This window comes from Halioglobus sp. D3-4 (genome assembly GCF_055809315.1).
In genome coordinates this window covers 4,380,423-4,394,288 of the sequence record NZ_CM147907.1, presented here as the reverse complement: position 1 = coordinate 4,394,288, position 13,866 = coordinate 4,380,423, and the positions used below count along the sequence as shown (strand labels likewise).

Here is a 13,866-nt window from a genome sequence, read left to right as displayed (position 1 = left end):
CAGATGTCATCTGAAACCACATCTCAGGCACCGGATCTCTACACGCAGTTAACCGAGCTTGCACAGCAGTCGCCCGATGCCGTAGCAGCGATCGACAGGAGCTTCGGGCTGCACAGTACCTTTGCACAACTGCTGGGCCGCGTCGATGCGCTCGCCACCGCCTGGCAGCAATGGGGGGTTGCACCCGGCAGCCGTGTTGCCTGGCTTGGGCAGAACAGCGCCAGAGTATTGGAAGGCATTCTTGCCTGTGCGCGCCTGGGTGCGATCTTCTGTCCAGTCAACTGGCGCCAGACCAGCGCCGAACTTGAATTTGTACTGGAGGATATCGAGCCGACACTGGTGATCTGGCAGCAACAGGAGGTGGGTGAAGGCCTGCAGGCGCTGCATGATAAATACAACGGCGCGACACAGCGCTGGCTACAACACGATGGCGAGGCCAATCAGTACGAGGCTGCGCTGGCAGCAGCTGGCTCCGCACCACCGGCAGCGGCCATAGCCCCCAAGACGCCGGTACTGATGCTCTACACGGCGGCCTTTGCCGGCAAACCAAACGGCGCACTGCTCTCACACTCGGCAATCATGGCGCAAAACACCACCTTTGCCGCAGTGCGCAATATCGATGCGCGCGCGAAGTATCTGAATGTAGGTCCGCTTTTTCATGTCGCAACGCTGCTTGAAACCATGGCGACGTTTCAGGCGGGTGGGTGCAACGTATTTATTCGCCGCGCCGATGCACAGGCCATTTGCGAGGCCATTGAGGAGGAATCCTGCGACGGTGCATTCCTTCTGCCACCGCTGATTGAGCAGGTCATTGAATACAGCCAGCAGCATACCGTAAACATTAAAAGTTTGCGCGCACTGGCAGGCAGCCCACAGTGGAATGCCCTGATCACCGTGGACGACTCCCTGTGGGGCAGATTTCCCTATGGTTTCGGCCAAACAGAGACATTCGGTTACGCCAGCTACCGAGCGCTGGCCACTGATGGCATTGGCGGCATGGGCAAGGCCTCGCCGGTAGTAGAGATTCGTACGTTCGACAACACGGGTGCGCCCCTGCCTGATGGCGAAACGGGCGAGATAGCAGTGCGCGGTGCCACCGTGCTGACAGAGTACTGGCGCAGACCTGAACTGAACCAGCAGCGACGCCTCGGCGACTGGCACCTGTGTAATGACCTCGGGCGAATAGAGACGGACGGTACACTCACTTTTATTGGCCCCAAGGAGAGAATGATTCGCTCCGGGCAGGAGAATATCTACCCGGTTGAAGTTGAGCTCTGTCTGGCGGGACATCCGGCGATAGCCGAGGTGGCCGTCATCGGCGTTCCTGACCCAAAGTGGGATCAAAGCGTCAAAGCCATCGTGGTGCTGGAAAAAGGTATCGATGCGGATGCGCCGGACAACACCGAAGCAGGCATCATCGATTATTGTAAACAACATATCGCGTCCTACAAAAAACCCAAGCTCGTCGCGTTTGTTGAGTTATTGCCCAGAAATGGTAGCGCCATCGACTACGCTGCACTGGATCGCGATTTCGGCGGAGGTGGATATCCGGGAGTGGATCGCAACTAACGGAAAAAATGGATACACGATAAACGAAAATGGCAATCAATCTTGATGCCAGAACACATTGTTCAGTGCTTTAAGTCATGCATAGAATGTTAATTCCCTCCTGATAAGGTTATGTCTAATGGATTTCGGTTTCTCTGAAGAACAGGAATTGCTGCGGGAACAGGTACGCAAGTTTCTTGACGGCCAGTGTGCGCTGCCACAGGTTCGCACTATTGCAGCCAGCGAAGAAGGCTTCAGTCGCGAGCTCTGGGGAAAACTCTCTCAACTGGGTTGGCTCGGGCTGACTCTGCCCGAAGAGTATGGTGGTGTCGGCTTGTCCTGGGTCGACCTGGTAGTTGTTCTGGAAGAAACCGGGCGCAGCCTGTTTCCCTCACCGCTGCTATCTACCACGCTGGCCGCCACGGCGATCAATGACTTTGGCACGGCGGCACAAAAGCAACGCTGGCTACCCGGCCTGGCTGACGGTTCATGTATCGGAACGCTCGCACTACTGGACGAACAGGATTTTCTGGCACCACACGCTATTCAATTGACGGCAGAAACCGCTGAGGGCGGCTACCGGCTCAGCGGCGAGAAGCGCTTTGTGCAGGATGCAACGGCGGCGGATATTTTTATTGTCGCCTTTCGCACCGGCCCCGCCGATGACAATCTCGGCCTCGCTATAGTTTCGCGCGACACCGATGGTGTCACCGTTGAAGAAACCGAAGGCTGGGATCGCACCAAGCGTACCGGTGTACTTAAGCTCAATGGCGCAGTAATCCCGACTGACGCCATACTGGGCGAAACACTGTACGGAGCACCGGCGATAGAAATGTTGATAGATTGTGGCGCGCTGGCGGTCAGTGCGGAGGCCATTGGCGTTTGCGAGGGTATATTAAGCCTGACCAGCCAGTATGCACTGGATCGCAAACAATTCGGTTCTCCCATCGGCCGCTACCAGGGCGTAAAGCACCCGTTGGCGGAAATATACGTAGACATCGAGTGCATGAAATCACTGGTGTACTACGCCGCTTGGGCGCTGGACGAAGAATCGGAAGAGGCAGCGACCGCAATTGCCAGGGCAAAAGCGTATGCATCCGAAAGCACCTGCAATGCCGGTGTGACAGGGGTGCAATTACACGGCGCCATCGGCTACACCGATGAATACGATATGCAACTTTATATAAAGCGCTCGAAGTGGTCGCGAGCCACCTATGGTGACGAGGATTTTCACTATGATCGAGTCGCCAGCCTTGGAGGTCTATAGCTATGGATTTTGACTTTACTGAAAAAGAAGAAGCATTCCGGGCCGAAGTGAAATCGTTCATCGCGGACAATCTTCCCCCACCTGAAGCACGCGGAGATGACTTTATAGACCAGTGGCACGCCAAGTTGATTGAAAAGAAATGGATTGGCTTTTCCTGGCCGAAAGAACACGGTGGTGGTGGCGGCACACTGATTGAGCAGTTTATTCTGAAAGAAGAAATGTCCAAGGCGCTGGCGCCAGACCTCGGCAGCGACTTCATGGGCCTGACCTGGGTCGGGCCAGCACTCATTCGCCACGGCACTGAAGCACAGAAAAACGAGTTTATGCCGGATCTTCTCAACTGCCGATCGAGCTGGTGCACGGGCTATTCCGAGCCCGATGTGGGTAGCGACCTGGGCTCTTTGAAATTGCGCGCCGTTAGAGATGGCGACGACTATGTCATCAACGGTTCAAAGATCTGGACAACCAAGGCACACGTTGCCAAGAACATATTTCTTACCGTACGCACAAATCCTGAAGCCGAGTCGCGCTACCGGGGAATCAGCGTACTGTTAACACCGATGAATACGCCCGGCATCGAAGTCAGGCCAATCGTCAATATCGTCGGCCTGCACCACTTCAATCAGGTGTTCTTTACCGATGTCAGAGTACCCGTCTCTGCTCGACTCGGCGCAGAGGGCGAAGGCTGGAAAGTGGTCATGGGAGCCCTCGCCAATGAGCGCTCTGGCATCTCTGAATCCACAGGTATGGAAAGGCATCTGGAAAAATTGAAAGCGCTGGCACGCGATTCTTTCAAGGGCGGCAAACCCGCGCTGGAAGACAGCGAGGTACGGCGCAAAATCGCTCGTTTCGAGACGCAGATTTCTGCGATGCGGCTGAATGGCCTGCGCAACCTGACGAAACAGATCAAGGGCGCTCAACCCAGCAGTGAAACCTCGGTGAACAAACTGCTGCGCGGAAAGCTGGAGATCCCCATGTCAGACCTGGCAATGGGTCTGCTGGGTAACGACGCCTGTGGCATGGGCGAATGGCAGTTTGATTCGTTCAACTTCCACGGTACAGTAATAGGAGGCGGCTCTCCCAATATCCAGCGCAATATTATTGCGGAGAGAACACTGGGGTTACCTAAAGACTGATGTAATCCCAAAATGATTTAGGAAGCAGAGGCAGCTAATGGACAATAAAAGAACGGTCAAGACTTTCTGCAAAATCTGTTCGGCGTATTGCGGCATCGAGGTCGATGTTGCCGACGAACAAATTCTCGACATCCGAGGCGACAAGTCTCACCCGATGAGCAAGGGCTACACCTGCATCAAAGGTCGCCAGTGGGCTCACCAGTATCACAACGACAACCGCCTGCTTTATGCGCAGAGCAGAGCTGATCGCAGCCAGCCCTTTACTACTATCGATAACGAGCAGGCGCTGGACGAAATCGGCACCAAGCTGAAAAAGATTATCGAACAGTACGGTCCACGCGCTGTCGCGACCTATCGAGGTAACGGGCTGTCGGTCAGCTCCAATGGCAATCAGGTCGCGCAGGCCTGGCTGGCGGGCATCGGCTCGGAGATGGACTTCAGCAGTATGAGCCTCGATCAGCCCTCTAAAATTATAGCCGTGGGTCGCCACGGTGCGTGGGGCGGCGGCGCGCACGGCTTTGCCGGCTCGGATGTCTGCATGCTGATCGGCAACAACCCGATCATCTCGGCACTGAACATGACAGGTGGGCCTCCCGGCTGGAACCCCACGTCACTGAAGGCGGAGAAAAAGCGTGGCCTGAAACTGATAGTCATCGACCCGCGCCGCACTGAGACGGCAGAACACGCGGATATCTATCTGCCGATACGTCCCGGTGAAGACGCCAATCTGCTGGCAGGCATGGTGCGACTCATCATTGAAGAGGAGCTGTTCGACAAGGCGTTTGTCGATGCACAAACCGAAGGTTTTGCTGCGCTCAAGGCCGCGGTAAACGATTTCACGCTTGACGTGGTTGCCGCGCGCTGCGGCCTGCCGGCGGAAGATATCGCGGCGGCTGCCAGACTCTTCGCGACATCCAAACGCGGTACTGCCAGCTCCGGCACCGGCCCCGATATGGCCAGGTTTCCGCATTTATCAGAACACCTGATTCTGGCCCTGAATACCCTGTGCGGTCGCTGGAACCGCGAGGGCGACCCAGTCACCGCTCCAAGCCTGCTGGCCCCAAATATTGCACCGCCCGCACAGGTCATCCCCACCGAGTTTCTACCCGCGATGCTCAACCCGGCACTGAATACCAAGACATCGCGCATCCGCGGCATTAAGCAAGTCTTTCAGGAGATGCCGACACCTGTCGCCGCCGAGGAGATATTAACGCCGGGTGAAGGACAGGTAAAAGCGCTCATCGTGATCGGCGGCAACCCCGTGATGTCGTGGCCGGATCAGGGCAAAACGCTCGAGGCCCTGGCGGCGCTGGACTTGCTGGTATGCATTGATATCAACCACACGGCCACAACTCGCTTCGCCGACTATCTCCTTCCCGCCGCACACGCATTTGAACGCGATGGTCTTGCTGAATTTACCGACCGACTCTACGACAAACCCTTCGGGCAATACAGCAAACCGATACTCAAGCCCAGGGGCGCGGTGCAGGAAGAGTGGCGCTATCTGGTCGGCCTGGCCAGAAGGTTAGGCACCGAGATTCACTTGGAAGGCGGCCCCATTGACCTGCACAACGAGAATCTGGAGACCATTGATATTCTGGAACTCATGTTCCCCAATGACAAAGTCAAAGTGCCACTGAGGGAGCTTGCCAAGTACGAAGGCGGTAAAGTGTTCGAAGAGTTTGCGAATATTAGAGTGGGCCCTCCCTATGAAGGGCTGGACGCCAAGTTGCAGCTGCTACCGCCAGAGGTGGCGGAAGATCTGGCTGAGCTTTCAGCAACGCCTGAGACAGCAGAGGGACGCTATGGCGAAGACGGCTCCTTTACTCACTTGCTGACAGTGCGGCGTGTCAAACATGTCTATAACTCCTCCTGCCATGACTTCCCCAAAAACCCGCCGGGCAATCCCGCATTTATGCATCCCGATGACATCAGCGAGTTAGGATTCAGTAGCGGACAGACGATTGAACTGCAATCGGAGCGCGGCAGTATTCAGGTTATGCTGGAATCAGACGATACCTTGCGCAGAGGCATCGTCTCGATGTCGCATTGCTTTGGCAGCAACCCGGGAGAAACGGAAGACATCGCTCAGTTCGGCGCCAATTCCTCCCGGCTAATTCCGGTAGACAAGGATTTTGACCCCCTGATGGGTATGCCCAGGATGACGGGCTTCGCCGTAAAACTCGCTGCTGTCTGAGCCGCCGGCCCGAGCGCGGGATTGCGTTCGGGCTACTCGCTGCGAGTATCCTGAATCCAATCAGGCAACTCTATCGGCGGATTGGGCAGTTTCTTCGCACCGCGCTTGGCCAGCAAAGCCTCAAAGCCTTCAGGGTCTGCCGGCCAGGATCTGGGGTCGCCCATCATCACCTCAAAGAGCTCAACGCCCTCGGGGCCTGCTTCCAATGGCCCCAGTGCTGCGCCCTTCTCAAGCGTGATGTGCATCCCTTCGGTACAGAGCACATCGCCGCAATGCATACTGCCACTGAGTACATAAATCACGTGGTTACTATTGTGTCCATGCTTATGCACGATCATACCCGGATCCCATTTGGCATACAGACACAGAAAGTCCGGTGTGAACTCCAGCCATTTCTCCCATACGGATACCCTGCGCTCGCCGTGCTGCTGTGCGCGCACCTCCTGCCATTTTTCATCGTCGCGGTGACGGAAGCGAAGTTCGGGTTTCTTTTTCTCTGTCATAATTAGCGCCCTGTATCAGTTGAAGTAAAGTGGAAGTGGAGAGCCTCTCAGCTACTGGGTTCTCTTTGTGGAAGTCTAATGAGAAACGTGGCCACAAAGGCCAGCGGAAATAGCAAGAGAGCCAATTGAAAGACCGGCAGATAGCTGCCGGTGTGATCAAAAATAAGACCGCCCAGTGGCATGGGAACAAGCGTCAGCGGCAGTACGAGAAGCCCCATGTACCCCATAGCGCGTGCGAACACCAGGCGGCCAAAGCAGGAGGCAACCAGCGCGTTCCACAGCGGCATTGTGGCCCCAGCGCCAAGACCCAGAACGGCACCGCCCAGAATCATCGACTGCAGGCTGTGCGGGCTGAGGAATGTCATCCACCATAGGCTGTTCCAGACAATGGCAATGCGCAACAAAACGCGTTTGTCGTATATGTCTGCCAGATATCCAAATCCCAGCTTTCCAACCATCGCCATCATGGAGTAGAAGGAAATCACCATCGCCGCTCCGGTAAGCGTGATATCGAACTCCGAGGCGTAGGAGGCAAAGTGCGTCAGCAAAATGGCACCCGCCGAAGAGAGACAGCCGACACAGAGACCAATACCCCAGAAACTTGGATTGGACAGTACCGTGGACATCGGAACATCGGCTGCTCGCGCATCCTCCACAGGTGCCGTTAGAGCATCAGCTGTCCCTCCATCCACCAGCAAGCCTTTGTCTCTGGGCTTATCGAACACGGTAAAGAAAACGAGCGGTAGTACAACGATAAGAATAAACAGCGATAGACAGATAAAGCTGCCGCGCCAGCCGATGGAGACGATAAGCCAGGCCACTATCGGTGGTAATGTAAAGCCACCCAACGATGTCCCCAATGTAGAGATACCCAGTGCCCTTCCACGCCGCGCCGAAAACCAGTTCGTCACCAGCTTGGAACTGGGCAGAGGCCCCAGCATCGCAGCACCCAAGGCGATAGCGGATATCAGAACCAGCCCCATCTGCCATACGGCAGTGGCTTGAGAGAGGCAGGCAAAACCCAGCCCCATCAACAGTGCGCCGATGGACATAGTATTTCGAATTGAGTGCTTGTCCAGCCAGTGTCCCAGCAGAGGTGCTATGAGTGTCATGCTCAACAATATGGCCGCCATGCCCGATGTGACGACGAATCTCGAGGCATCAAACTCAGCCGCTATCGGCTCTACATAGATGCCAAATATATAGGAGGTACAACCGACAGCAAACAATTGCGCCAGCGTGGTTAAACCGACGATTCGCCAACCATAGAACAGGGGGCTATCAGTATCGCCCCCTGCACCACGACTACCAGTTTTCACGTCCAACGTCGCTCCAGTAGCCATGCCAGCGCAGGCATCTGCTATTTGATGGTCACCCGCTGCATCACTCGTCGCTCGCTGTAATCTGGAACAGCAAAATGCTGCAGGCAACGGTTGTCCCAGAAAGCGATAGAGTTTTCACGCCAACGGAAGCGACATTGAAAATCCGGTGATCGCACATGATCACACAAAAATGGAAGCAGCAGCTCGCTTTCGCGTTCGGACACCCCTTTCAGATAGACCGTTGAGTTGCGATTGACATAGAGTGCTTTGCGCCCGGTTTCCGGGTGGGTCAATACCACGGGATGCTCAACCGGCGGCCAGGCTTTCTGCATTTCAGCGAGGTCGGCGGTGCTGTGGCCATCGCGAATCGCCTTGGTTAAAGGCCGTGTAATATCGTGCACCGCCGTCAGCCCCTCAACCAGTGTTTTCATGGGTTCTGACAGGGCGTCAAAGGCTGCATACATATTGGCAAAACAGGTATCGCCGCCCACGGAAGGCAACAACTCAGCCTTGAGTATCGAGCCCATCGGTGGATTTGCCATAAACGTATTATCGTTGTGCCACTGGTCTGCGCCTTCTCCCAGCGGTTTGACCTGATCGAGCACGGTGATTTCGGGACGCTCCATATACTTGGTCTTCAGCGGAGGAATACTCAACTCACCGAAATAGCGGGCAAATGCTATGTGCTGATCCTGATCGATATCCTGATCGTGAAAAAACAGAACAAGGTGCTTCAGCAAGGCCTCTTTCACGAGTTTGATATCGTCTTGCGACAGTTCCCCGGTGAGATCAATACCTTCTACCTCCGCGCCAATGCAGGCTGTAATGGGCTTGACAACAATGTTAGACACTAACGTGACCTCTCTTAATGTTCGCTATTCGACTACCGTTCACTCACCCATCTCATAAGTGGCTTCACCAGTTCGAATTGTCATGAAATCCATGCCCTCGGGACCACAGGTGAAACCGTAGCGATACTTCGCATAGAAGACGATACAATCCCCCTTGCCCAGTTCAATGCCATCGTCGAAAGTGCAACCACCCTCCATCACAACAAAAAATTCATCGTGACTGTGGCTGTGTACCGGCACCCTGAAACCTGCCGGCATCACCGAGCGGTTCATATAGAAACCCGCCTGCCCGGTAATAACTTTCTTACGCTTGGCTCCCATCTCTGCGGCTTTTTTCATCAGGCCGGTGAGCTCTTTTACCGGTCGCCGGCTAATATCCCAGGGCACCTCATCGTATTTAATTGCCACAGGGCCCTTTAGTTCGGCACCGCTCTTTGATTCTTCCGACATCGCTCGGTCTCTCCCTTTACAATGCTTCGCTATACCTGATGAGGCTTCAGCACCTTGCCAGGTAACGCTTTGGTTAATTCGCCATTCACAACAATGGGTTCGCCGTTCACTATGGTCGCGTAGAAACCCCTGGGACGGGAAGAATACCGGTGTTCATTGTTCGGCATATCATTCACCGGCTTCTTGCTGTACGGGCCCACTGTTTTTGGATCAAACACCATAATGTCAGCGGCCAGCCCGGGTAACAACATACCCCTGTCGTTGAACCCTGCAAGCGCAGCGGGCACTTGTGTGATCTTGCGCACCCCCTCCTCCAGACTCCAGATCCCCTGTTCCAGCACCCAATAGCGCAGGAAGAAGCTGGACCAGTCCGAGCCGTCATCGCGATCCAGATGCGCACCGCCATCAGAGACGCCCATCAGCATCGCCGTATGCTGCATGCTTTCTCGCACGCTCTGATCCCAGGTCTCGGAAATATTCTCCCAGCGGAATCGCATCGCCAGATCTTCCGATAACGCCAGATCCAGCATCGTGTCGGCGGGCGTTTTGCCCAACTCTTCGGCGATCTCCGATATGGTGCGACGAAAATACTTCTGGTTTTCTTCTTTGGTCACAACATCGACATACACGCTGTCCCAACCGGGCGGTGGCAGAGTCGAGCCCTTGGACTTGTCGCGGTTTGGATTTTCCACCGCGTTGCGCATAGTCTCTCGGTACGCCGGATCGTTCAATTTCTGCAGTTTTTCCGCGTGCGGCAAAAACATAATAGCGTGCCAGGCGGGAACACCTGCGTACAAGGGACAGCCCTTGGCCAGATTAATCGGGCGATCAAATGGATGGTTGCGCAGCAATGAATACAGCGCAACACCGCGATCCTCAGCTCGCTGTAGAAGTTTCAGCGCCTCAGGCCAACCCGCACCGGGCACGTCTGTTTTATTGCGACCACCGAGCCCCTGAATAATGATCGGCAGGCGGCTGAGCTCGCCCAATTCCAACAGCAATTCGCTGTCATCCTTATCCAGACCACCGATAACACTGCCGGGCAGATAGGAAATTGTCCCCCGCCCCCACAAGCCCGCTTCTTCAACCAGCTCCCTAAGCTCTTCAAGATCGCCAAAGCAACTCGGAATTCGGCGGCCCTGCCCATCTTCCTGAGTTGGCGCATGGGACGATGAAAACCCGGCGGCACCTGCCTGCAGCGCCTCGCGCAATTGTTCACGCATGCTCTTGATTTCATCTGGCGTGGCTTTACGCTCGGAACCGGCATCACCCATCACCCAGCGTCGCAAACTGGAATGACCGACATAACAGGCGACGTTTACGCCAGTTCGACCCTTCAGATACTCCAGATACTCAGCAAAACTCTCAAACGCCCAATCGACACCCTCGAGGGCACGGGGTGACATACCCTCGACCTTGGCAAACAGCGCCGCAATGAAATCGCGCTGATCGGCTTTGGTGGGCGCAATACTGAAGCCGCAGTTTCCGGCAAGGACAGTCGTTACGCCGTGATAACAGGAACTGGTTGCGTAGGGATCAAAGGTCAACTGCGGATCATAATGCGTGTGCAGATCAACTATGCCGGGCGCCACGATCATACCGGTGACATCCATGGTACTGGTGGCAGTGGCAGATTCAGGAATCACCCCCACTTGTTGCACGATGCCATCTTTTACACCAACATCGGCGCGACGCCGCGCAAGCCCGGTACCATCGATAACGGTACCTCCCCTTAAAATCAGGTCATACATCATACTTTCCATCTCATCACACTATGTATAGATACTTGCGTAACGGTGTGTCGCGCTAGAATCTGTATTCCATTTCAATCTGAAACCGGCGGGGATCACCGAAGTTGTTCCCCCACCATCCCAACGCGTCGAAATCGATACCCGAGGTTTTATACACCTCGTTGGTCAAATTGAGACCTCTGACAGTTAAGTCCAGGCCTTCGACTTTGAAGGCTCGCTCCCACTTCAGGTAGGCATCATAGATAGTATACGACTCGCTGCGAATATGATCATTCTGTTCAACGGTCAACAGAAAATTCTGCTTGTCCTTGTACTCCGCCACGCCGGATACCACCCAGCGCCCGTAGTCATCAGAGTCCAACAGCGTATATTCCACCAAAGCGGACGCCGTGTATTTGGGTGACAGTACGGCCTCGAACAAATCCGGATCCTCGTCGCCAAACTCATCGTACTTGGCATCGATATAGGAAAAGGTGAGCAGGACAAACACATCCTCGATCGGAGCCACTTTGACATCCAGTTCCAGCCCCTTGATGGTTGATTGGCCCGCGTTGACGATCCGCACAACACCCTCTGTGAACGAGCCAACTTGTTGGTCTTTGTAGTCGTTGTTGTACGCCGCAGCATTGATCAGTAAGCGGCGGTCAAACCAGGTGGATTTAAGTCCGATCTCCGTGGTATCCACAGTTTCCTCGTCGAAGGGAATCTGATCGTACACCTCGCTCACGCGGGTCGGATAGCCACCTGCGTTGTAACCCTGAGACCACGAGACATATGTCATTACCTGGTCCGTCCAGTCGTATGCCAGACGCGCCACTGAGGCCACATTGTCCCAGCTGTGATCCGATTTCTTCCAAGGTACGTCGACAGTACCGTCAAGCTTGTTCTCTCCGGTCGAGGATTCCTTGTGATCTTCGCTGTACCGCGTGCCCAGCGTCAATTGCAGGGCCTCCGTGATATACCCTGTCACCTGACCGTAAATACCCCAGGAGATATTGGTATTGTTCGATCGTCGCGCGCTGGAGATATCCAGCCCGAACGGGAGTGGAACATCGACAAATATGTAATTGGTATCGGTAGATTCGTTCCACTCCTTGAAGAAATTGGCGCCCACCGTGTAGTCCAGGCGATCATCAAATGCCGTCCCGATAAAATTCACGTCCTGTTGAATGGAGTTGTAATGGCCATGCTTCGTGGAGTTGAACAGCCTTTCTGCGGTGCCGTCGACATCAGTCGACTGCTTGCGATCGTAACCATACGCCGCTGATACGGATTTTATTGTGAGATTGTCATTCAGGTCGTATTCACCCGTCAGGATGTGCCGATAACTATCAAACTTAAAGTACGTATCGTTCATCGCGATCTTGTCGGGGTGGCCTACCAGAATATTGTCGGCCCACAGATCAGGGTATGTATCGTTGACACATGCGGGGAAATACAGCCTCGCACATGAGCCCGCAGCAGGATCTTCGTAGCCGGTGATCCAGAATGCGGCCGTTGAGTCGCGGGTGTTGGAGCCGTCAAAACTGTAGTCCAGTGTCAGATCATCACTGGCTAACCAGCGCAGTGCAATTCGTCCCGACTCGGCCTTATCCTGGTCCGATGGATCATCGGCACCGGGATTGGTATTTTCATAAAGTCCGTCCATGTGGGCATAAGTGGCAGAAACCCTGGCAAACACAGTGTCGGTGAGCGGAATATTCACCGAGCCCTGAAGCGACTGCTGATTGTCATCGCCGTACAGCGCCATGCCATGAGCTGAAAACTCTTCATCGGGTTTAACCGCAATAATGTTGATGGCACCACCGATGGTATTGCGTCCGTAGAGCGTGCCCTGCGGTCCCTTCAGTACCTCGATGCGCTCGATATCCACAAGGTCGAAGATCCCCCCGATGCCTGTACCCAGATACGCGCCATCGAGATACATACCGATTCGTTGCATGCCACCGGGATTCAAATCAAAATTTCCCAGTCCGCGCGAGTAGGCCTGCATCTGCCCCCTACCGCCCGTGCTGTTTACAATCACGAGGCCAGGCGTGTAACGGCTGACATCTTTGGTGTCAACGATGTTCAGACGGTTGATATCCGCCGCATCGAATGCATTGATCGCGATCGGTACATCCTGAATATTGGCAGCGCGCTTTTCCGCTGTCACCAATATTTCCTCAAGGGCTGCGCCGAAACTCGAACTGGTCGACATAGCTAATGGCAGGACGAGTAGTTTGGAAACCCGGCCGAGGTTAAGCGGTCGATCTAATCTGGTTTTTATGCTGGAACTTCCCATGCGATAAGCACTCCGGGGCCACCTTTATTATTAAAGCGCTGATTACCCTTCAATCAGATAAACGCGCATCAGTACTGCATATGAACACCGACTTCCCGGAGATAAGCTATCCACTTGCCGGGCAGTGCTGCGATGCAGGACCAATACCCTAGCAAACACTTGGTTGCTATTACAAGTGTCATTTTTATTCAATTAGCCCGCTTCCACTGTGCGCCTACTGTACGCATACAGACGGGGCTTTATCACTACGGCGATGTCAGGATTCGAGTTGGAATTTGGAGGAAATAAAAAACTATTTGATATATATAACAGATACTTAGAACTATGTTTGTTCGAAGAAGTGCCGCGCGCAAAGCCCACCATCACAATAGGCGTGCAACTGATCAGCAGCATCTGGCGACGTTACACAATCAATATCAACCCAATGACCAAGCAATCACTTGGCCTTGCTTGGAATAACACCGATTATTTCCTTGGGGACGCACTGCGCAGAGGCCTGGAGACACCGCTGGAGCGGTTGGCAGCGCGCTCGGGCCAGGCCGGCTAAGCGGCTCGAT

Annotated in this window: 11 protein-coding genes; 5 read left to right on the top strand and 6 right to left on the bottom strand. The window is 54.7% G+C overall.

What is annotated here, in order from left to right; translation table 11 throughout:
* Positions 1-3 precede the first annotated feature (3 nt).
* From AC0L6S_RS19410 to AC0L6S_RS19395, 4 genes are all read left to right on the top strand, one after another.
* Positions 4-1,569, top strand: a complete 1,566-nt coding sequence (locus AC0L6S_RS19410) for an AMP-binding protein (RefSeq protein WP_473425768.1) — start codon at positions 4-6, stop codon at positions 1,567-1,569.
* Between the two features lie 118 nt (positions 1,570-1,687).
* Positions 1,688-2,815, top strand: coding sequence for an acyl-CoA dehydrogenase family protein (locus AC0L6S_RS19405; RefSeq protein ID WP_473425767.1), 1,128 nt, complete (start codon positions 1,688-1,690; stop codon positions 2,813-2,815).
* Positions 2,816-2,817: 2 nt separating this feature from the next.
* The gene (locus tag AC0L6S_RS19400) at positions 2,818-3,951 is read left to right on the top strand and encodes an acyl-CoA dehydrogenase family protein (RefSeq protein ID WP_473425766.1); all 1,134 of its coding nucleotides are present in this window, start codon (positions 2,818-2,820) and stop codon (positions 3,949-3,951) included.
* A gap of 37 nt (positions 3,952-3,988) precedes the next feature.
* The gene (locus AC0L6S_RS19395) at positions 3,989-6,148 is read left to right on the top strand and encodes a molybdopterin-containing oxidoreductase family protein (protein WP_473425765.1); all 2,160 of its coding nucleotides are present in this window, start codon (positions 3,989-3,991) and stop codon (positions 6,146-6,148) included.
* 32 nt (positions 6,149-6,180) lie between these two features.
* On the opposite strand, the gene AC0L6S_RS19390 is transcribed toward AC0L6S_RS19395, so the two are convergent.
* From AC0L6S_RS19390 to AC0L6S_RS19365, 6 genes are read right to left on the bottom strand one after another with little or no spacing between them, the layout of a single operon-like run.
* Positions 6,181-6,651 (bottom strand): hypothetical protein, encoded by a 471-nt coding sequence (locus tag AC0L6S_RS19390; protein ID WP_473425764.1) that lies wholly within the window; start codon positions 6,649-6,651, stop codon positions 6,181-6,183.
* Positions 6,652-6,698: 47 nt separating this feature from the next.
* Positions 6,699-7,970, bottom strand: a complete 1,272-nt coding sequence (locus AC0L6S_RS19385) for an MFS transporter (RefSeq protein WP_473428646.1) — start codon at positions 7,968-7,970, stop codon at positions 6,699-6,701.
* A 41-nt stretch (positions 7,971-8,011) separates the two neighbouring features.
* Positions 8,012-8,824: a TauD/TfdA dioxygenase family protein gene (locus AC0L6S_RS19380; RefSeq protein ID WP_473425763.1), complete on the bottom strand. Its 813-nt coding sequence runs from the start codon at positions 8,822-8,824 to the stop codon at positions 8,012-8,014.
* Positions 8,825-8,863: 39 nt separating this feature from the next.
* The gene (locus AC0L6S_RS19375) at positions 8,864-9,274 is read right to left on the bottom strand and encodes a cupin domain-containing protein (RefSeq protein ID WP_473425762.1); all 411 of its coding nucleotides are present in this window, start codon (positions 9,272-9,274) and stop codon (positions 8,864-8,866) included.
* A 29-nt stretch (positions 9,275-9,303) separates the two neighbouring features.
* The gene (locus tag AC0L6S_RS19370; protein ID WP_473425761.1) at positions 9,304-11,025 is read right to left on the bottom strand and encodes an N-acyl-D-amino-acid deacylase family protein; all 1,722 of its coding nucleotides are present in this window, start codon (positions 11,023-11,025) and stop codon (positions 9,304-9,306) included.
* Positions 11,026-11,080: 55 nt separating this feature from the next.
* Positions 11,081-13,180: a TonB-dependent receptor gene (locus AC0L6S_RS19365; protein WP_473425760.1), complete on the bottom strand. Its 2,100-nt coding sequence runs from the start codon at positions 13,178-13,180 to the stop codon at positions 11,081-11,083.
* Positions 13,181-13,577: 397 nt separating this feature from the next.
* On the opposite strand from AC0L6S_RS19365, the gene AC0L6S_RS19360 reads away from it, so the two are divergent.
* Positions 13,578-13,856, top strand: coding sequence for a hypothetical protein (locus AC0L6S_RS19360; protein ID WP_473425759.1), 279 nt, complete (start codon positions 13,578-13,580; stop codon positions 13,854-13,856).
* Positions 13,857-13,866: the final 10 nt, after the last annotated feature.